The 20,890-nt window shown below is 56.9% G+C and carries 9 protein-coding genes; all 9 read left to right on the top strand.

The window, feature by feature from the left end; all coding sequences use genetic code 11:
* Window positions 1-46 precede the first annotated feature (46 nt).
* The 9 genes from gyrB (at window position 47) to rmuC (ending at window position 20,551) form a co-directional block, all read left to right on the top strand.
* Window positions 47-2,494 (top strand): DNA topoisomerase (ATP-hydrolyzing) subunit B, encoded by a 2,448-nt coding sequence (gene gyrB, locus AOZ53_RS20240; protein ID WP_054431026.1) that lies wholly within the window; start codon window positions 47-49, stop codon window positions 2,492-2,494.
* 200 nt (window positions 2,495-2,694) lie between these two features.
* Window positions 2,695-4,314, top strand: coding sequence for a type I restriction-modification system subunit M (locus AOZ53_RS33630; protein WP_082385715.1), 1,620 nt, complete (start codon window positions 2,695-2,697; stop codon window positions 4,312-4,314).
* A complete protein-coding gene (locus tag AOZ53_RS33625; protein WP_082385714.1) occupies window positions 4,311-5,612 on the top strand; it encodes a restriction endonuclease subunit S in 1,302 nt (433 codons plus the stop codon). Before AOZ53_RS33630 ends, AOZ53_RS33625 begins: the two co-directional genes overlap by 4 nt.
* Before the next feature lie 40 nt (window positions 5,613-5,652).
* Entirely contained in the window at window positions 5,653-8,946 is a 3,294-nt protein-coding gene (locus AOZ53_RS20225; RefSeq protein ID WP_054489066.1) for a type I restriction endonuclease subunit R, read from the top strand.
* Between the two features lie 2 nt (window positions 8,947-8,948).
* Window positions 8,949-9,659 (top strand): YgjP family zinc-dependent metalloprotease, encoded by a 711-nt coding sequence (locus tag AOZ53_RS20220; protein WP_054489064.1) that lies wholly within the window; start codon window positions 8,949-8,951, stop codon window positions 9,657-9,659.
* Window positions 9,660-9,749: 90 nt separating this feature from the next.
* Window positions 9,750-11,201 carry a hypothetical protein gene (locus tag AOZ53_RS20215; protein ID WP_054489062.1) on the top strand — a complete coding sequence of 484 codons (1,452 nt, stop codon included), beginning with the start codon at window positions 9,750-9,752 and terminating at the stop codon, window positions 11,199-11,201.
* A gap of 558 nt (window positions 11,202-11,759) precedes the next feature.
* Complete coding sequence (locus AOZ53_RS20210; protein WP_054489060.1) at window positions 11,760-15,326, top strand: DEAD/DEAH box helicase; 3,567 nt, start codon at window positions 11,760-11,762, stop codon at window positions 15,324-15,326.
* Window positions 15,323-18,466, top strand: coding sequence for a sacsin N-terminal ATP-binding-like domain-containing protein (locus AOZ53_RS20205; protein WP_054489058.1), 3,144 nt, complete (start codon window positions 15,323-15,325; stop codon window positions 18,464-18,466). Before AOZ53_RS20210 ends, AOZ53_RS20205 begins: the two co-directional genes overlap by 4 nt.
* Before the next feature lie 69 nt (window positions 18,467-18,535).
* Window positions 18,536-20,551 carry a DNA recombination protein RmuC gene (gene rmuC, locus AOZ53_RS20200; protein ID WP_054489056.1) on the top strand — a complete coding sequence of 672 codons (2,016 nt, stop codon included), beginning with the start codon at window positions 18,536-18,538 and terminating at the stop codon, window positions 20,549-20,551.
* The last annotated feature ends 339 nt before the right edge of the window (window positions 20,552-20,890 follow it).

The raw sequence follows: 20,890 nt of genomic DNA, 5'->3' as shown, positions 1-20,890 counted from the left end.
GCGGTCCGGCCGCCAGGCCGTTCTTTAAAGCGTTATCGATACAGACATGTCAGATCAGCAGAACACCACTCCCGAGAACGGCGGCTACGGCGCCGACTCGATCAAGATGCTCAAGGGGCTGGAGGCCGTGCGCAAGCGCCCCGGCATGTACATCGGCGACACGTCGGACGGCACCGGTCTGCACCACATGGTGTTCGAAGTCGTCGACAACGCCATTGACGAAGCGCTGGCCGGCTGGTGCGACGACATCGTCGTCACGATCCACACCGACAACTCGATCTCGGTCACCGACAACGGCCGCGGCATCCCCACGGATATCCACAAGGACGACGAATTCCACCGCAGCGCGGCGGAAATCGTCATGACCGAACTGCACGCCGGCGGCAAGTTCGACCAGAACTCGTACAAGGTGTCCGGCGGCCTGCACGGCGTGGGCGTGTCGTGCGTGAACGCGCTGTCCGAGTGGCTGCGCCTGACCATCCGCCGCAACGGCGAAGTGCACCAGATGGAATTCCGCCAGGGCGAGCGCGTCGCGCCCCTGGCCGTGACCGGCACGACCGACAAGCGCGGCACCGAAGTGCGCTTCTTGGCCGACCCGATCATCTTCAACAACATCGAGTACCACTACGAGATCCTCTCCAAGCGCTTGCGCGAGCTCTCGTTCCTGAACAACGGCGTCAAGATCCGCCTGATCGACCAGCGCCAGGGCAAGGAAGAGAACTTCGCCTTCTCGGGCGGCGTGAAGGGCTTCGTCGAATACATCAACCGCGCCAAGACGGTGCTGCACCCGAACGTGTTCTCGGTCACCACCGAGTCGTCGGCGGGCGGCGTGCCGGTGGGCGTGGAAGTGGCGATGCAGTGGAACGACAGCTACAGCGAAAGCGTGCTGTGCTTCACCAACAACATCCCGCAGCGCGACGGCGGCTCGCACCTGACCGGCTTGCGCGCGGCGATGACCCGCATCATCAACAAGTACATCACCGATAACGAACTGGCCAAGAAGGCCAAGGTCGAGACCTCCGGCGACGACATGCGCGAAGGCCTGGCCTGCGTGCTGTCGGTGAAGGTGCCCGAACCCAAGTTCAGCAGCCAGACCAAGGACAAGCTGGTGTCCAGCGAAGTGCGTCCGGCCGTTGAAGAGGCCGTGGCCCGCACGCTGGAAACCTGGCTGCTGGAGCATCCGAACGACGCCAAGGCGCTGTGCGCCAAGATCGTCGAAGCCGCCCGCGCGCGCGAAGCCGCCCGCAAGGCGCGCGAAATGACGCGCCGCAAGAGCGTGCTGGAAGGCGCCGGCCTGCCCGGCAAGCTGGCCGACTGCCAGGAAAAGGATCCGGCGCTGTGCGAGCTGTACATCGTCGAGGGTGACTCCGCAGGCGGCTCGGCCAAGCAGGGCCGCGATCGCAAGTTCCAGGCCATCCTGCCGCTGCGCGGCAAGGTGCTGAACGTCGAGAAGGCGCGCTTTGACCGCCTGATCGCCAGCGAGCAGATCGCCACGCTGATCACCGCGCTGGGCACCAGCATCGGCCCGGACTTCAACGTCGACAAGCTGCGCTACCACCGCCTCATCATCATGACCGACGCGGACGTGGACGGCGCGCACATCCGCACGCTGCTGCTGACGCTGCTGTACCGCCAGATGCCCGAGCTGGTGCAGCGCGGCTACGTCTACATCGCCCAGCCGCCGCTGTACAAGGTCAAGGTCGGCCGCGAAGAGCGCTACCTGAAGGATGACCAGGAAGAAGCGCAGTTCATGCTGCAGCTGGCCCTGAAGGACGCCGAGATCATCTCCGGCGGCAACATCATCCGCGGCGACGAGCTGAACGAGCTGGCGCGCCAGTACGTGGCCGCCGACGGCGTCATCGCGCGCCTGTCGCGCGTGTTCGACGTGGCGGCGCTGTCGGCCATGGCCGAGGGCGTCGAGATCAACCTGGAGTCGGCCGAGGCCGCCGCCGATTCGGCCAAGCGCCTGGCCGATGCCATGCGCGACCCGGTCAGCGGCAACGGCGTGGAAGTGGTGCCCGAGTTCGACGAGGCCACCGAACGCCACCGCCTGTCGATCCAGCGCATGCACCACGGCAACGTGCGCGTCAGCATCATCGACGCCGACTTCGTCGGCGGTTCCGACTACGCGATCCTGTCGCGCGCCGCCAAGAGCTTCTCCGGCAAGGTCGGCCCGCGTTCGCTGGCCGCGCGCGGCGAAGGCGAAAAGCGCAAGGAGCAGAACGTCTCCGACTTCCGCGAAGCCATGCAGTGGCTGCGCAGCGAAGCCGATCGCGGCATCTCCAAGCAGCGCTACAAGGGCCTGGGCGAAATGAACCCGGAACAGCTGTGGGAAACCACCATGGACCCGAAGGTGCGCCGCCTGCTGCGCGTGCAGATCGAGGACGCCATCGCGGCCGACGAGGTCTTCACCACGCTGATGGGCGACGACGTCGAGCCGCGCCGCAACTTCATCGAGGCGCATGCGCTGTCGGCGGGGAACATCGACGTCTGATCGATACTGTAGGTGAACGCATTACCTGAGAAAACTGGACGCATAAACCGAGAAAACTATGGTTTTTTTTATCGATAGCACGACTGACTTGCGGGGTGTCGAGCGTCCAGTAGAACAATTCAACGGCCACCAAGGGTGGCCGTTTTTCTTACCTGTCGCATCGGTTGTCCTATCGAATCAACCGTTACTGAATCACCGCCATGGCAAATAAACTTACTCTGGACACCCTCGAAAGCTGGCTCTGGGAATCCGCGAACATCCTGCGCGGCTCCATCGATTCGTCGGATTTCAAAAACTACATCTTCGGCTTGCTGTTTCTCAAGCGCTTCAATGACGTTTTCGAAGAGCGCGTGACAAAACTGATGGCGGACGAAGGTCTTAGCCGCAAAGAAGCCGATGCCGAAGTCTGTGAAGACCAGGGAGTTTTTCCGGAAACTGCGCGCTGGGGCTATCTCATCTCCCGCACCGAGAACATTGGCGAGGCGCTCGATAAAGCCTTCCATGACATCGAAGCCGGGGTGAAGGGCACTGACCTGCAGCATGTGCTCACGGCTACACAATACGGTGACAAGCGTGTGTTGTCGGACCATACCCTGCAGCGTCTGCTGCGCCACTTCAACCAATACCAGCTTGGCAACGAGGACCTCTACAAGGCCGACATGCTAGGCGATGCCTACGAGTACCTCATCAAGCAGTTCGCCGATGACGCGGGCAAGAAGGGTGGCGAGTTCTACACGCCCAAGGGCGTTGTGCAATTGGTGGTTGAGTTGCTTGACCCGCAGCCGGGCATGAGCGTGTATGACCCCACGTGTGGCAGCGGCGGCATGCTGGTGGAGAGCGCACACCATATTGCCAAGCTACCGGGTGGCACGCTGCTGGGCGACAAACCCAATGTCCTTCTCTACGGCCAGGAGAAAAATCTCGGTACCTGGGCTATCTCCAAGCTGAACCTTTACCTCCACAATATGCGTGCTGAAATCGAGCGTGGCGACACCCTTGTCGAGCCGAAGCACCTCGATGGTGACTACCTCAAGACCTTCGACCGCGTGATTGCCAATCCCCCATTTTCGGCCAAGGCTTGGTGGTCACCGCTGGAACTCGAAAACGAAGCGGAGAAAGAAAGCGAGAAAAAGTCCAAGGCGCCGAACTATAAGCAAGTCAGCGACCCCTACGGCCGTTTTACCTATGGCATCCCACCACGTGGCTATGCCGACCTCGCCTTTGCCCAGCACATGCTGGCCAGCCTGAAGGCCGACGGTCGCATGGGCATCATCCTGCCGCATGGTGTGCTGTTCCGCAGTGGCGAGGAAGGCAAGATTCGCGAAGGCCTACTGTTCGGAACTGATGCTGGCAGTGGCAACCAGCCCAGCGACCTTATCGAGGCCATCATCGGCCTGCCCTCCGCCCTGTTCTACAACACCGGCATTCCGGCCTGCGTGTTGGTGCTTAACAAGCGGAAGCCAGCCGCGCTCAAGGGCAAGGTCATCATCATCGATGCCAGCCGCGACTACCTCGAAGGCAAGGCTCAGAATAGCCTGCGGCCCGAGGATATCGCCCACATTGTCAGCACGCATAAGGATGCTTTCACGCAGCAGACCGAGGTGGAGAACTACTGCCGCGTGGTGACGCTGGGGGAAATCCGCGGTAACGATGGCAATCTCAACATCGCCCGCTACATCGACAACGGGGAGACCGAGGAGACGGTTGATGTAGCTGCGACCTTAGCGCAACTTGCCGCACTGGCCGATAAGGAAGCGCAGATTGATGTGCGGCTGAACGGCTATTTGGTGGAGTTGGGATTGCTGGGGGAGCCAAAATGACATCACCATACCCTCTGTGCCCGATAGCGGAAATTGTTGGGGATGGCCTGATTTCAGACGGCGATTGGATTGAATCCAAAGACCAAGACCCAACTGGTGGCGTTCGCTTGATTCAACTGGCGGATATTGGCGATGGTCGTTACGTCAATAAGTCGAGCCGATTCTTGACACACGAAACGGCTTCCCGGTTGAAGTGTACAAATCTCTTGGCCGGCGACATCATCATTGCGCGCATGCCGGACCCCATTGGGCGAGCATGCATATTTCCCGGCGATGCCAAGGAGGCAATAACGGTTGTTGATGTTTGCATCCTGCGCGTAAGTAAGGATAAGACCGACGCTCGTTGGTTGATGAACGCAATCAATGCAGATTTCACACGCAAGGCCATCGAAAAGGCTGCTGGTGGGACTACCAGGACACGGATTTCTCGTGGGAGCCTAGAAAAGCTCCTACTTCCTACCCCCCCACTCGTAGAACAGGAGAAAATCGCCGCTATCCTCGCGACTGTGGACAACAAGCTGGACATCATCGCTCGCCAGATTGAAGCCACCCAGACCCTTAAGCGTGGGTTGATGCAAACGTTGTTCAGCCGAGGTGTCGGCACCCAAGACGGTAATGGTCGCTGGGTGCCACATACCGAGTTCAAAGACAGTGAACTGGGGGAGATTCCGGTCGGGTGGATTGCGGACAAGCTTAGTTCGCGTGTAACCAAAGTCGGTAGCGGTGTTACTCCCAAGGGCGGCAGCGATTCGTATCTCAGTGATGGAATCCCGTTAATACGCAGCCAAAACGTTTTGGTGGGTAAGCTGGCCTTGGATGACGTGGTCTTCATTGCGCGTGAGCAACACGAAAAAATGTATAACTCCGCGCTGGTACCCAACGACGTGCTTCTAAATATCACCGGAGCATCTATTGGAAGGTCTGCCGTTCTTCCAGCAGATTTTGCCGAAGGTAATGTTAATCAGCACGTATGCATAATTAGGACGAAGGAATCTCTCATTCCCTCCTTTCTTTGCCAGTATTTAAATTCTGTGCTGGGTCAGAAGCAGGTAGAAAAGTTCCAGGCGGGGGGGAATCGCGAAGGACTGAACTACCAGCAGATTAGAAGCTTTGACCTACCTATTCCCCCGGTTGCTGAGCAGCAGGAAATCGCGGATGTACTTGGTTGTTTTGATGAAAAAATTGAAGTGCTCGCGTCAAAACAGACACAATACCAATCAATCAAACGCGGTCTGATGCAAAAGCTCCTGACTGGGGAATGGCGGGTCAAACTCGACATAGAAGCCATTGCTGGCTGAACGCGGGCGCTATCACAAGAACACAGGGAGTGAACGGGACATGGGTAGTGCGGAAAAAGTTGGAGTCGAAACCCCGGCAATTGAGTGGCTGGTCAAGCTGGGCTACACCCATCTGCGCGGCAACGAAGTAACGGTGGAACACCGCCATCTTGCCCCTGTGCTTGAAAACATCCTGACACCCAGACTGCTCTCGCTGAATCCCTGGCTCGCAAAGGCCTCCGGCGGTGTCAGCGCTGCGTTGGTTGAACTGCGTAAGCGGGTCAACGACGACCTGCTGCCCGCGAACAAGGCATTTTGGGAGCAGGTGGTGCATCGCTCCGACATCCAGGTGAAAGACGCGGAAGGCAGTCTCCGCAGCGTGCGCTTCTTCGACGCCACAGCGGCCGCCAATAACGATTTTCATGTCGTTGACCAGTATGTGGGTCGCAATCCGGATGACGACCAGTTCCGCCCTGACCTCCTGTTGTTTGTGAATGGCCTGCCGCTGGCTATCATCGAATGCAAGGCCAGTCATCACCGGCTTGACGAAGCGCTGGCACAACTGGACGGCTACCGGGCGGCCTTTTCGGCCCAGTTCGTGTTTAACCAGGTGTCCGTGGGTCTGAATCGCTGCCAGGGGTTGTACGGAGCCATTTTCACGCCACCCGCTTTCTACGCCCACTACCGTTTGCAGGAGGCCGAACGCGCTGAGGTGACTGCACTGCTGGGGGCAGAGCCGAGCGAGCAAGAGCAGCTGCTATGGGCCTTGTTTGAGCCCGCTCGTTTTCTGGAGTTCGTCACACACTACGTGTTGTTCGAAACTCGCGAGGGCAAGACGGTCAAGAAGCTGCCGCGCTACCAGCAGTGGCGCGCGGTGCGTAGGACGGTGCAACGCCTGACTGCGCCTACCCCTGATGGCGGCGTCATCTGGCATACCCAGGGCAGTGGCAAATCGCTAACGATGGCCTTGCTGGCGAGGCTGTTACGGGCCGAGAGCACGGGTCTCGACAACCCGACCGTACTGGTACTGACCGACCGGCGCGACCTCGACGAGCAAATCTTCGACACCTTCCATGCGGTAGGCATCAAGGCTATCCAGGCGGTATCGGTCGATGGCCTGATTAGGATGCTGTCGAACGACTATGGCAGCGTTTTCACGACTACCGTCCAAAAATTCCAGGAAAAGGATGAGAAGGACGGGGCTGACGGTTCGGCGCAGACCGTACCAGCGGAAGATGAGAACGAACTCCTGCAGGCTTCCCGTAGCCGCCGAGTGCGGGACGGCAAGGACTTCTTTATGGTCGAAGAGCGCAATACGAACTTCGGTCTGCGCGACGAAGATGGGGTGTTGCTGCCCGCCAAGTGGGAAGAGCAGAGCCGCGAAAAGGTGAACTTTCGCGTGCTGAGCACGAAGCCTAATTTTTACGTGCTGGTCGACGAAGCGCACCGCAGCCAGTACGACTTTTTAGCCGCCTTCATGCGGGCCAGCCTGCCGAACGCCAAGTTCATAGCTTTTACCGGCACGCCGTTGCTGCATGACGATAAGCACACGCTGGCCGAGTTTGGTGGTGGAGAATACATCGATGAATACCGTCTGCATGAGGCGGTGGCCGATGGCGCCACGCTGCCCATCAAGTACCAGGACGCCTGGGTCGCGCTGGCTCCTGATGCCGAGCTGGACCAGGTCTTCAAGGACCAGTTCGAGAAGGAAACGGAGGTCAGAAAGCTGGCGCTTAAAAGGGAATTGCTGGCGCGTTGGCGACAGGCCGGTGACCGTATGGAGAAGGTGGCCCACCATCTGGTAGAGCACTTCCTGGCCAATGTGCGGGCGAAAGGTCTCAAAGGCATGCTGGTGTGCGACGGGCGCGAAATGGCCGTGCGCTACAAGGACCTGCTTGACGCCATCATGAAGGAGCGTACCGCGCAGGGCCTGCCCACCTTCGAGAGTCGCGTAGTGGTATCCCTGGCCAGCATCACGGCGTCGCGTACCGGTGCATCCGTGCAGGAAGAGGCTGTTGAGTACAAAGTCGACATTGAACAGGTACAAACCATCGAAGAGCGGGTGCGCGCGGAAGTGAAGGCCGGCAAGCAACCGGTGGCGATGCCGACCGAGCAGGTTTCCAACTTTGTGAGCAAGCTTTTTCCCCTGCCATACGGAGACGAGACTCAAGGCCGGGATGCCAAGGTACGTGCCAACAACGTGGGGCTTATCATTGTCTCCGACATGCTGCTTACCGGTTGGGATGCCCCTATCGTCGGCACTATGTACTTGGACAAGCCGCTCAAGGAACACACCCTTCTTCAGGCCATTGCGCGCGTGAACCGTACCTTGGAGGGCAAGAACGCGGGTTACATCGTGGACTACCACGGCGTAGTCGAGCATCTGGACCACGCACTCAAGATTTACGGTGGCGAAGTTCAACCGGCCCAAGTCTGGGAAGGGGTAGAAAGCGAGCTACCCAAACTGCAGGCGACCCTGGAGCGCATCCTCAAGCTGCTGCCGCGCAAGTATGACCCGGTCAGCCAGCGCGAGGATTACAAAAGCGATGCGGAGGCCTTCCTTGACCCGGCGATGCGTCTGGATGTCATCGAAGACTTCCTGGAATTGGTGAAGCAGTTCAACCGCAGCATCGACATCATCCTGCCAGATGTACGCGGCCTGCCCTTCAAGCCCTACTTCACCTTGTGCGCGGAAATCCGCCTGATGCTGCGGGACAAGTTACCTGGCCCGATGTACCGGGAGCGCATTACCAAGCTGGAGTCGGTGCTCCTGCAGCAGCTGCTTGATGAATACATAAGTGCCAGCCCGGCCAAGAGTTTGCTCGGCAAGGAGGTGTCGATTTTGGATGCGTCGGATATGGCTCGGCTGAAGAAGCTGGCCAGCCCGGGCAGCCAGGCGCTGGTCATGAAAAGCCAGTTGAAGCACACCATCGTGACGGGGCGCGACAAGGACCCGGCCTTCTTCGATAAGCTCGCCGCAGAGCTGGAGAAGCTGCTTGAAGAGGAAAAGGCGGGCCGGATTTCGCAAGCCCAATTCCTGGAGCAGCTGGAACTGTTTGGTCAGCGCATCAAGGACAAGGACAACACCGGTTTTGCCGTTGCGGCGCAGTCTGCGGTGTTTCACTACCTCGAGTCGCATCTTGCAAGCGAACTGGCGAGAGTTGTGACGACCAAGCTGTTCGAAGACGCTGAGCTTGCCCACACCATCGCGTCCGGCAACTGGAAGGCGATGCCGGACTTGCATGCTGACCTCAAGAAGCACATTAGCAGCCTACTTGTTCCGTTGGCAGGATGGCAGCGGTCGGTTGCCCGGGAGCACGCTGCTCAAGTGCTGAACATCCTGCTGAAGAACTGACCATGCCGCGCTTGCACTATGGCCAGACGGTCATCGAATGGCAGTTCCAGGCAGATGCTGGCCTGAAGCGTCACTACGTGACGGTCGAACGTGGCCGACCTGTTTTGCTGCGTGGGCCGTGGGTAAATGCGTCGGAACAGGAGGAGCTGGTCCGCCAGCGTGCCCGCTGGATTAGAGAAAAGCTGGCCCTGGTGAACAAGCCACGGGCGGAAGACGCAGTGGTGACGGGCAGTCGTCTGCGGTACTGCGGGCGGAGCTACTTCACGGAGGTCCGCCATGTACCCGGACTGGTTGTCCCGCGGCTGGCTTTCACAGCTTCACGCTTTGTCGTCGAGTGCCCTGGGGGAACTCAAGTCGCTCCTGAGGTCGTGGAGCAGTTGCTCGAGGGTTTCTACCGGGAGCGTGCTGAGGAGAAGTTGCCGCGCAGAGTTCGTCACTGGGAGCGCGAGACGGGATTGCAGTCGGCCGGCACACGCATCCGCCATTTTCAAAGCCGCTGGGCAAGCTGCAATGTCGCCAATGTTCTGCAATTTCACCCGCGTGTGATGGAACTGGCCGTTAGCGTGCAGGACTACATCATCATCCACGAGCTTTGCCACACGGTCGAAAAGAACCACACCAAGACTTTCTGGCGCCTGCTTTCGCGGACTATGCCAGGCTGGCGGCAGCAACATGAGACCTTGGAGCAGGCTGCGTTCGGGGATGCAATCTAGCGGCAACGCGAACCATATTTCTTCGTATGAGGCGCGGCGATGCGGTGACCGCATTACCTGGCCGATAAATGTGAAAGGGAGGCATCGCAAGTGATTTACTTCTCCGACGTGTTTGGGGTCGAGCCTGATGTTCTCGACGCATTCGGTGCCTTCAACGTTGCGCTGGTAAACGACCTGCCGCTGTTTGTTGACCCATTTCTCCTCTTCGATAGCAAGCAGCCCGAATTTCGGGCCTTGCACGACGACATCATTAAGTATCTGGTGTTCGTGCGAGACCGCGCTCTTGCCGACGAGCTGACGGAGGGGGCAATATCCCAGTGGTTGCTTTTTCGTGAGGTCAAGCAGAATTGGCTCGGGTTTAGCCAGCAGGGCAATAGTGGTACCGGTCTTGGCAAGCATTTCGCTCATGCGCTTGCTCGGAACTTCCAGCGGGCGTTCCAGAATTTCGGGGAAGAGACGTTAACTCGCGGTTCGCATCTAGAAAAGCTCGGATTGCTCAGTGGCGGCGTGGGCCGAGACCATCTGAGCGACTTCACCACGAATCTCATCAAAGGTTTTTTGCTCAAGTACACCGAGGACTTTGCCAAGGAGTACCTGCTACCCAATCAAACCAAACCCGTTCATGTTGAGCGCGTCAGCTTCAACTACGAGACGAGGCGCTGGCAGTCCGGACATTTCACGCTGCCATGGCATGAGGGCGACTACGTCATCCTTACTCCGTGTGAAATTCTGACTCGTGACGAGGCCTGGATTAACCAAGGCGACATGGTCAGCCAGTTCTTCCAGCTCCGACAGTCACTGCCGGACGTACACCTTCGCGCTCAGGTTAACGACCACTTCTTGCGGCAAATTAACGAGCGCTCAACCCAGGATGAACGTAGGGCAGCAGCCCTGCGCACCATTGAGCAGTTCACCGTGCTGTTGGACCACTACATCAAGTGGAAGGAGGACCACGCTTCCGAAGCGCATGTGGTCAGCAGCAAGAAGGTTGAGGAAACGCGCACGCAATTCGTGTCGAACATCCGTGACCTGGTGCTAAACCATCTGGCAGGTACGGAATTCTACGAGCGGGGCAACTCATATGACGAAGCCCTGCAGCGAGTGAAGTATCTGAAACACGTCATCGAGGACAATGACGGCTACAGGGTCTTCTACGTGAACGGGACGCCCGTTAAGCGGGAGAGCGACCTACACATCATGTTCCGCTTGACGTGGTATGCAACGACGTTCGACGTAAACGCCGAGGTCAATAATGGCCGCGGGCCAGTGGATTACAAAGTTTCCAAGGGAAAGAAAAATGCCAGCCTGGTTGAATTCAAGTTGGCGAGTAATTCAAGCCTGCGGCGCAATCTTGAGAAACAGGTTGAGGTCTACGCCAAGGCCAGTCAGACGGACCAGGGCATCAAGGTCGTTCTGCATTTCTCGGACGCTGAGCGGGAGAAGGTTCTGGGAATTCTCCGGGACTTGAAGCTGGAGGGGCGGGAGAACATCGTACTTATCGACGCGGGGCGGGAGAATAAGACCTCAGGGTCAAAGACGTGAGAGCACGTGTTCCGCCCCGATAGCTAGCGGGGTCATGCCGGCATTCAAGTCGTTCGCGTATTGGGGCGCGAATCGTGGTTTGAGACGATTGCTCCCGTTGCGAGCATCAATCCCCTTATGTCGACGAGAACCGCCTCGCCAGGTCAGCGGGCCAGCAAAGCGAAAAACGCAAGGTGATGCCCTTCCTTGCGTCACCCTCAGAATCGAACAAAATTCAGCCGGAATCGTGTCGAACAGAACACTCCGCAGAAAAGCTACGTGGTGCTAACGAGCAAGCAGGAATTAGACAGCTGAGACCAGGCATCTGCCGGGTATTCACCTAAAACAGGGCCCCTCATCGGGGTCTTTGCGTTTGTGTTCAGCATGTTTCAATTTAGGCCATCGGCGACATCTTGGCGGGGATATGCGCCGCCAAGCAAAATCGTATTGGCATTGCATGTGAAAATACATTGCTGATGTAATAATTCATATCTACGCACTTGCCTCTTTCATCTTGGGCTAAGGAGATGAAGGGCTGAGATACCGATAACTGGCTGCATAGAAGTTCAGGGAGACAAGATGAATGAATTACTGCATGGCTCAACAAGCGTAATTGTTAAGTGGCTGAAAACAAAGCTGCCAATATTGGGGGCAAATTGGTGGGTAGACAATGTCGTCAATCGACTCACCTTTCAACAGCAGCGGCTTGTCGAAGAGAAAGGAATCCAATCGCTTGATGGGCTAGATTTGGCTGCCGTTTTGCGAGTTCTTGACCAAAACTGGAGTGAACTCGCAGGCGCTATGCCTCTGTCCAGGGAAGCGAGGAACTGGGTCAAAGAACTGCAGGGTGTGCGGAATAGATGGGCGCACGCACCTGCGGGTGGCTTGAGTCACAACGATGCTTTCAGAGACATCGACACCCTGGACCGCCTATTGCGAGTCCTTGATGCCGACGAGTCGATATTGAATCGAATTTCTGAATTCAAAGCGGCCACATTGGCCCGACTTGCCCCGCCTACCCCCGCGTCCTCACCAGAACATGCTGCAAAAGCTTCCCAAGCTTCAAGGTATGCGCCCGCTGAACCGGCCGCGAGTAAGTTCTCCGTAGGACAGCTCCTGTGCTTGAGGTCGAACTCCAGCACCGTATTTCCGGTTTTGGAAGTGCTTCCAGGCGCGGGCTCAGAGACAAGGTATCGAGTATTCGAGGGTGGGGCTCGACAGGTTTATTACGAGAGTCAACTACAAGCACTCGATGAGTCGGAGCACAATCTCAAGGAGCTGTCCGCATCAGAGCTTTCTGCGATGCTCAGTGCAGTTCTGCTTTCCTCGCCTTCAGCCTCGGCGCTCTATTCGTTGAACTCCGGGCGGGTAAGGTTCGTACCCTACCAGTATCGCCCCATCTTCAAACTCATCCGAGCCGACAGGCCTCGGCTGCTCGTCGCCGACGAGGTCGGGGTGGGCAAGACAATTGAGGCTGGTCTCATCCTTAAAGAGCTGCAGGCGCGAAGCGATATAAAGTCTGTTCTTATCATCTGCCCCAAGTCACTGGTTGCCGAACGCAAATGGGAGCTGGAGATGAAGCGGTTTGACGAGACCTTCGTCCCGCTCAATGGCTCTCTTCTTCGTCATTGCATCAAGGAAACACATCTTAGCGGTGAGTGGCCGGTCCAATACGAGAAGGCCATATTGCCGACTTCCTTGTTCGACAATGACCTATTGTTTGGCAAGACAGGTAAAGGGAAGTCCCGCGACCTTGGATTGTTGGAGCTGGACCCGCCGCCGAAGTTTGACCTGGTTATTGTCGATGAGGCGCACCACATTCGGAACTCCGAGACCTTTCTCCACCAAGCCGTTCGTTATTTTTCTGACAACGCGGAGGCGGTCGTTTTCCTGTCGGCTACGCCAGTTCAGCTAGGCCGAGAAGACTTATATACCTTACTCAATGTCTTACGGCCAGATGTCATCATCGACCCTGCCAGCTTCAATCAGATGGCTGAACCAAACCCATACGTCAATTCTGCGATTCAGGCTTGTAGAAAAGTGGGTGGTGAATGGAGTGGGGAGGTGCGGGAGCAGCTTCGCCATATTGCTGGGACCACCTGGGGGCGTGAAGTACTTTCAGTCAATCCTGGATTCCAACACATTTACGATGGATTGGCCGAGGAGGCTGAGGATGGTGTGGCCCGCATCAAAACTATCCACGCCTTGGAAGAGCTGTACACCTTTAGCTCCCTTATCAATCGAACCCGACGACGGGACATCGGCGAGTTCACGACTCGTAAGGCTGAATCCCTCACAACCGACTTTACTTCCAGCCAGAAGGCACTCCACGACGACCTGTTGGGGGTTATTGCCCGAATTTTCGCGCGTTTGCATGGCAACCAGAACGTCAAATTCATGATGACGACGGTTTGCCGCCAGGCCGCCAGTAGCTTGTATGGGTTGGCTCCGGCGTTGCAGGACATTCTCGAGGGCAAGCTCGCTCGGCTTGAAGAGGAAGACGATGGAGAGTCTTCTGAAGATCAGTCGTTCGAATTTGTAGACCAGATTCGTGGAGATATCGAGGCTCTGGTGGAGCGGGCGAAGACGCTCGACCCGGTGGACTCCAAGGCGGAAGCTTTCATGAGGGTCGTGAAAGACAAGTTGGTGATGTCTCGCAACAAGGTGCTGGTGTTCAGTACCTTCCGGCACACCCTTCGCTACCTTGTTGGCAAGCTCACAGAAGCTCAGGTTCGCTTTGGCTTGGTTCATGGTGGAGTGCCTGATGAAGAGCGTGCATCACTTCGCAGGCGGTTCTCTTTGCCTCAGGAGAATGAAGATGCTCTGGACGTCTTGCTGTCTTCGGAGGTCGGCTGCGAGGGCTTGGACTTCCAGTTCTGCGATTGCCTGGTCAACTATGACTTGCCGTGGAACCCGATGCGCATTGAGCAGCGAATCGGTCGTATTGACCGCTATGGCCAGCAAAGTGAGACGGTACGCATCTTCAACCTCGTCACGCCGGGGACAATTGATGCGGAGATTTACGACCGCTGCCTGTCTCGGATTGGTGTCTTTCAGCATGCCATCGGGGGTAATGAGGAGATTCTTGGGGAAATCACCAAAGAGCTGCACAGCATCGCGGAGACCTTTAACCTGAGCGAGGAGGAACGCAAGCAGCGCCTGCAGCAGCTCGCAGATAACAAGATTCGCCAGATACAAGAAGAACAACGACTTGAGGAACGACAAGGCGAACTGTTCGGGCTAAACCTGGCCGAGGCTTCTTGGGAGCAGCGCCTGAGAGAGTCTAGAAATCATTGGCTTGAGCCGCAAGCTCTAGCGCGTGCCGTTTCCACCTACTTGACGTACAGATTGGGCAAAGACCAGGAATCCTTGTTAGGCGACAAGCCGCTTAAAACTCTCCGGCTAAGTGTGGAGGCGCGTGCGACTATCCTTGATGATTTCCGTAAGCTACCGCGGTCGACGGACCCCATGTATCGCTCATGGGAAAGGTGGCTAAAAGGGACTGTGCCAACCCTGTCTGTGACCTTTGAGCAGGAGGTAGCCGTCGAGCACACGAACGCAGTCCTTCTATCCCTGGGACATCCTCTGTTAAGGCAAGCTGCGGCTTTCCTCCAAGAGGGAGAAGCCATTGCTGTTCGGCTTACTACTTCGCATAGGTCTCTTCCAACAGGTCTGCACCCGTTCGCTCTATATCGCTGGGCAAAGCAGGGAGCCCGCCGAGATGAAGTGCTTGTGCCGGTGGCAAAGAGTTCAGTTATTGCCGAGGCGTTGCTGGATGTTCTCGCGACGGCAACTGATGCGCCTGAACTTGAAATTCCCGCCCAGCATGTATGGGATGAGTTGGACGCGGAACATCATCAACGATGGCTTAGTGAGTCGACACAGCACACAGAGGACAACAGACAGCTTGTCGGTGTCCGAATCCAAAGCTTGACGGCGAGTTTCTCGGCTCGTCGTGCTCTTTTGGCAGACCAAGTGTCCAAGGCTACGAATGACAAGATTCGCCTAATGAAGCAGGCGGAGTCGGAACGAGCGCAGGTCGATTTTGACGTACGCATCGCTGCATTACGTAAAGCTGCAGAGAGCGGAGACATCCATGCGACACCGGCAGTCTTTGGCGTGCTCGAAGTGCGGAGGTCGTCATGAACGTCATCGCAGCGATTGCCGCCCAGCGCCAGAAGCTCATTGACGGCCTCGATGCCAACGAAGGTGAAATCAACCTTCGAATTTTTGAAGACTTTTATCCAGACGAAGCGCACTTCATATACGAACTACTTCAAAACGCCGAGGACGCGGGAGCAACGGAAGTTTCGTTCGAGCTTTTCGCTGACTCCTGTGCCTTTGAGCATAACGGTGTAAGACACTTCAATGAACAAGATATCCGTGCTATCACCGGTATCTTCAACAGCAGCAAGAAAGACAATCCCGACAAAATTGGAAAGTTCGGTGTTGGCTTCAAGTCAGTCTTCGTCTACACAGATACACCCGTAATCTACTCGAAGGACTACAGCTTCAAGATTCTTAAATTGGTGCTTCCAGAGGAAGTGACTCCCAAGGTTGGCTTGGAGTCTCGTACACGCTTTGAGTTTCCCTTCAATAATGAAAAGAAGAGCGTGGCGACGTCATACGCAGAGGTGAAATCAGGTCTGGAGAAGATTTCCGAGACCACACTGCTCTTCCTGAACAATCTTCGATATATCCGCTGGAAAGTGGGTGAGAGGAAAGGGGAGGTTCTTCGCGAGGAGCACTCGGATATTCACGTTGAGGTGCTTAAGCTCGTTGATGGCGAGGAAATTGTCAGTTCACACTGGCTGCGGTTCGCCGAATCCATTCATGACCTTGGGCAGTTCATCGAACCCGCTCATGCGCTTGAGCGTCAGAAGGTGGCCCTAGCCTTCGAACTTGAGCTTCTTAATGGTGTTAAGCAGTTCGAAAAAAGCTTGTCTTTGGCTAGGCAGATGAAGATTATTCCGGCAGCACAGGGGACTGTGTCCGTATTTTTCCCGGCAGAAAAGGAGACTTCTGGGCTGCGATTTCATCTTCATGCTCCATTTGTTCCCGAGCTCAGCCGGGCGAGCATCAAGAATTCGCCGGAGAACCTTCCACTCTTCAAGCAATTGGCCGCTCTGACGGCAAAGTCGTTGCACTCGGTTCGCGATGTCGACCTGCTCAAGGGTGATTTCCTGGCAGTCCTTCCCAACAAGGACGACCTCTTACCGGACCGCTATGACGTTATTCGGCAGGCAGTGTTGGACGAAATGCAGCAGCAGCCTCTGGTACCGAAACAGGGCGGTGGTTATGCACCAGCAGCCCGTCTCGTCCAATCAAATGCTGCGCTGAAAGCGCTTCTAGATGTCAAAGACATGGCATTGGTCACGGGCCGCGAAGATGCACCCGACTGGGTCATCGGTGCTACCCAGCGCAACAGCAACCAGGACCGAATGCTCGGAAGTTTGGGCATCCAAAATTGGGATGTCGATGACCTAAAGAGCTTTCTTGAGCAGTACCTACGCAGGCCAGCGCACAACTGGGAATCCTGTGAGTTGAGGCAAGATGTTCTGAGCTGGATAAGAGCCAAGCCATTTAGTTGGCTACAGGCGCTGTATGCCCTGCTCTATAAACATTGCGAAGAAGCCGACGATTACGGTGATTTGTCGGATGTCTACTTTGTGAAACTCTCCTCTGGAGAGATGAGCACAGGGCGCATAGCGTACTTTCCAAGTGTGACGCCTCGCAAGAACGACCCACTCCATCGAGTCGACAATCGAGTTCTCACCGAGGGCTCAAAGCAGGCACTGCAGGACAGCGCGAGACACTTTCTGGAGCGTTTGGGCGTTCGAGAGCCCAATGAGCAGGATGAGATGAGGCTGCTTCTGCAGTCGCGCTACAGCAAACCGGGGACTGCGCCTTCTGACAGGCAATACCTTGCTGATTTCAAACAGATGATTGCCTTTTCAAGCAAATACCCTCAGCACCGCCATGTTTTCGCAAAGGCTTCCATTTTCCGCATTGCCTCTCCGGAGGATGGCTGGTCAGACGCACAGCTCGTATATCTTGACGCACCCTACCAAAAGACGGACCTTAGGCTTTTGTACGAATCAATCGCTGAGGAGGGGCGTCGCTGGCCGCTGTCGGATTGGTACCTAGCGTGTGGAATTCCGTTAGAACAGATTGGGCAGTTTGCAAAAGAGATGGGCTGCCAGACCGAGTTCGACAAACTCTATGACGCAGTTAACTGCTGGAACAACCCTAATTGGAGCTACCTGCAGAAAGCTCCTGGCCTTAGGTGGGGTAACAGCATCAACCGGGACTTTGCTCTCTCCCCCCAGGGGCTAGTCCTTTTGGCAGCTCAGCGAGTGGAGGCATCAATTCTGGTTTGGAATGCGCTCTGCCAATCAGAGACGGCCCGTCCTACTGTACTGCGGGCTTGCTATCAGCTAACCGAGAAGGGTGGGCCCCACCACTCAGACTCCCAGTTGGTCTGCTCGCTTCGGGAGATGCCTTGGGTGCCGCAGATGGACGGTACCTTTGTCAAACCGAGCGATGCGCTGGTTAATCGACTTCCCGAGGGATTCCGCTACGATGCCGGGTACAAGTGGCTAGCAGCCCTCGACTTTGGCTCCGAGGAAAAGAAAAAGACTTTAGAGAGCGCTGCAAGAGTGGCAAAGCGCGAGGAGCTAGGTTTCCAGTCTGAGGACGAATTGGTGCGTGCTCATGCTTTTTTGCGACTACCTCAAGAGGAGCAAAAGCGCATCTTGGAGGCATCGCAGCGGCACACTGAACCCATTGAGCTACCCGTGCGACCGGTGCGCAATGTTGAACTTCGTCAGAAGCGAGTTGGCGAGGAAGCAAAGGCGACTCCAGGCAAAGCGTCCGTGGTACGCGAGCGGTCAGTTCAGTTGGGTGTGGGCGAGGCCAAGACCGAAGCCAAGCTTTACTTGGCGGACCAATACACCAATTCATACGGTGTGATGGTTTGCCAAGTTTGCCAGAACGCATTGCCCTTCAGGCTTCCCAATGGTTCCTACTACTTTGAAGCTGTGGAAGTGCTCGCAGACTCGCCGAAGCGTTTTCGCGAAACCTACTTAGCGCTATGTCCGAATCACGCGGCGGCGTTCCTGTACGCAAACGCGCAACGTAGTGAGATGCAGGACATTGTTGTTACTGCGGCAGGTAGCGAGATAGAAATCGAATTGGGTGGTGAATTAATGACTATCTACTTCACAGAGATGCATCTCGCGGATGTGAAGGCGTGTTTGGCGACTCTGGAGGAGGAAGAGTGCTGAACGACGACATCGAGGTCATTGGAAATTGCGGCCGCGAGGTGGCCGCAGAACGGAAACCTAGGAAACAACATGACTGAAACAGCCATTTATGTCCTCGTTGCGCTGAGCATGGTTTCGACGGTGCTGCTGCTGGCGCTGTTGTGGCGAAGACCAAAGTTTGAGACGCCTGCGGACCTCAATGTGAGGCTTGGACTTCTCGAACAGTCGGCCCAGAACCTGATGCAAGCAGTCTCTCGCAACGAGGGTGGCATGCAGCGTATCGAGCAGCAGCTGCGCGGGTTCACGGAGGCTACTGCCGGTGCGATGACCGCCTCCCAGAAGGCACTGGATGAGCAGCTCGAGCGCACGGTGGCTGAGGCTCGGAATGGGCGTGCGGAGCTCAACCAAGCCTTTCAGGCCTTCGAGACGCGTTTTGGGCAGCAGATTGGTACGCTTTCGAGCAACGTTGGCGAGCGCGTGACAGCGTTGCAGAGAACGACGGCGGAGAGCCTCGAGGCGAGCCGGAAGGTCGTCGACGAGAAATTGGGGCAGACGCTTGAGGAAGCGAGAAGCGGTCGCACCGAGCTGACCAGCGCATTTAGTGCTTTCGAGACAAAGCTAGAGCAGAGGTTCGGGTCGTTTGACACTTCGCTGGCGGCGCGATTCGAGGCTCTGCAAATCGCGCTCACCGGCCGGCTTGACGCTTCCAGCAAGGCGTTAATGGACCTGCTCACTCAGGCGCAGACCGATGCAGCGCATGCTCGAACAGAGACGTCCCAGGCGTTGGCGAAGTTTCGGACTGAGATGACCGAGCATTTGGGTACGGTCGCGCAGGAGACCGGCAAGTCTCGTCAAGCGCTGTCGGAAAGCGCCGCGGCATTCGAGACACGCATTCAGGAGCGCTTCGAGGCCCTCACCGCGTCTACTCGGGGCACCCTCGACTCTCTCAAGGCAGACATCACCAATCAGCTTGGGGTGATGGCCACCGCCTTGAAGGAGCAGCTGGAAGGAAATGGCAACCAGATTCGGAATCAGTTCGCAACGTTGCAGGAGTCTGTCGCTCAGCAACTCGGCGTTATGGCGAACGGAACGCAGACCAGTTCAGAGCAGCTTCGCACTGCATTGAACGAACGCCTCGCGGCCATCCAGCAAGACAACACGACCAAGCTTGAAGAAATGAGGCGGACAGTCGACGAGAAGCTCCACGCGACGCTTGAGCAGCGTCTGGGCGACTCCTTCAAGTTGGTTAGCGAGAAGCTTGAACAGGTTCATGTAGGCTTGGGTGAGATGAAGAATCTCGCCGGAAGCGTGGGGGACCTTAAGCGAGTCATGACCAATGTCCGTACCCGCGGTACATGGGGCGAGGTGCAGTTGGGTGCCATCATGGAGAGTCTGCTGACGGCCGAGCAGTTCGACCGTAACGTTAAGACGGTTCCCGAGAGCAATGACCTCGTCGAGTTTGCTGTCCGGTTGCCGGGGAAAAACGATGACGCGCCGGTGTGGCTGCCCGTTGATTCGAAGTATCCGGTAGAGCACTACCAACGGTTGTTGGACGCACACGACTCCCTGGACAAGGCCGTCATTCAGCAAGCGGCGACCGCGTTTGAATCGTCCATTCGACTCGAAGCCAAGAAAATTTCGACCAAGTACGTCAGCCCGCCTCACACGACAGACTTCGCCATCCTCTTTCTGCCTACCGAGGGACTTTTCGCGGAGGTCGCGCGTATTCCGGGCCTGGTCGAGGCTCTTCAGAACGAACACCGCATCGTCGTGGCCGGGCCCACGACGCTAGCGGCAATGCTGAACAGCTTGCGGCTAGGTTTCCGTACGTTGGCAATCGAGAAGCGCTCGTCGGAAGTGTGGGGGATTCTGGGCAGCGTGAAGACCGAGTTCCAGAAGTTCGGCGACGTCGTTGAGGCCACCAAGAAGTCGATTGATGCCGCTGCCAAAAAGTTTGATGAGGTGGGTCGGAGAACCAGGGCGGTTCAGCGGAAGTTGCGGGATGTTGAGGAGCTGCCTGGTGCCGCCCAGCCTGTGGCCCTTGCGGCGGAAGAGTTACTGGGACTGGACGAGGATGGTGACGTTGCTCTGGCACCTTCTGCGTAGACCTGACCTCGTTAAATTGACTGCCCTCGCCAGGGAACACGGGCTAAAATTGTCTAGAGAAATAGGCAGTTTTTGAAGTTGCTATTCGAAGATGGCGACCGCAGGTGCTGATGGGGCAACCTGATTTTCCGACATCTCCGCGGTCCTTTTGGGATAGGCAACGAGCGTAAATTCTCAATTTACGCATCCTGTTTTTTCATCTTATGCAGTTACGGCGACCGTAAGGCCTTGTTTGGAAAAGACAAGGTCTCTCAGATTATGCGTTCACCTACAAGCACGACTGGCCGCAAGCCCGCCCGGGCTGCGCGGCGAGCATGAAAAAGGGGCTGCCTGCGCAGC

The sequence above is a fragment of the Achromobacter sp. 2789STDY5608621 genome (genome assembly GCF_001299375.1).
GTDB lineage: Bacteria > Pseudomonadota > Gammaproteobacteria > Burkholderiales > Burkholderiaceae_B > Achromobacter > Achromobacter insuavis.
Note: the sequence above shows the minus strand (reverse complement) of the source record. Positions and strands in the feature narration are given on the sequence as shown.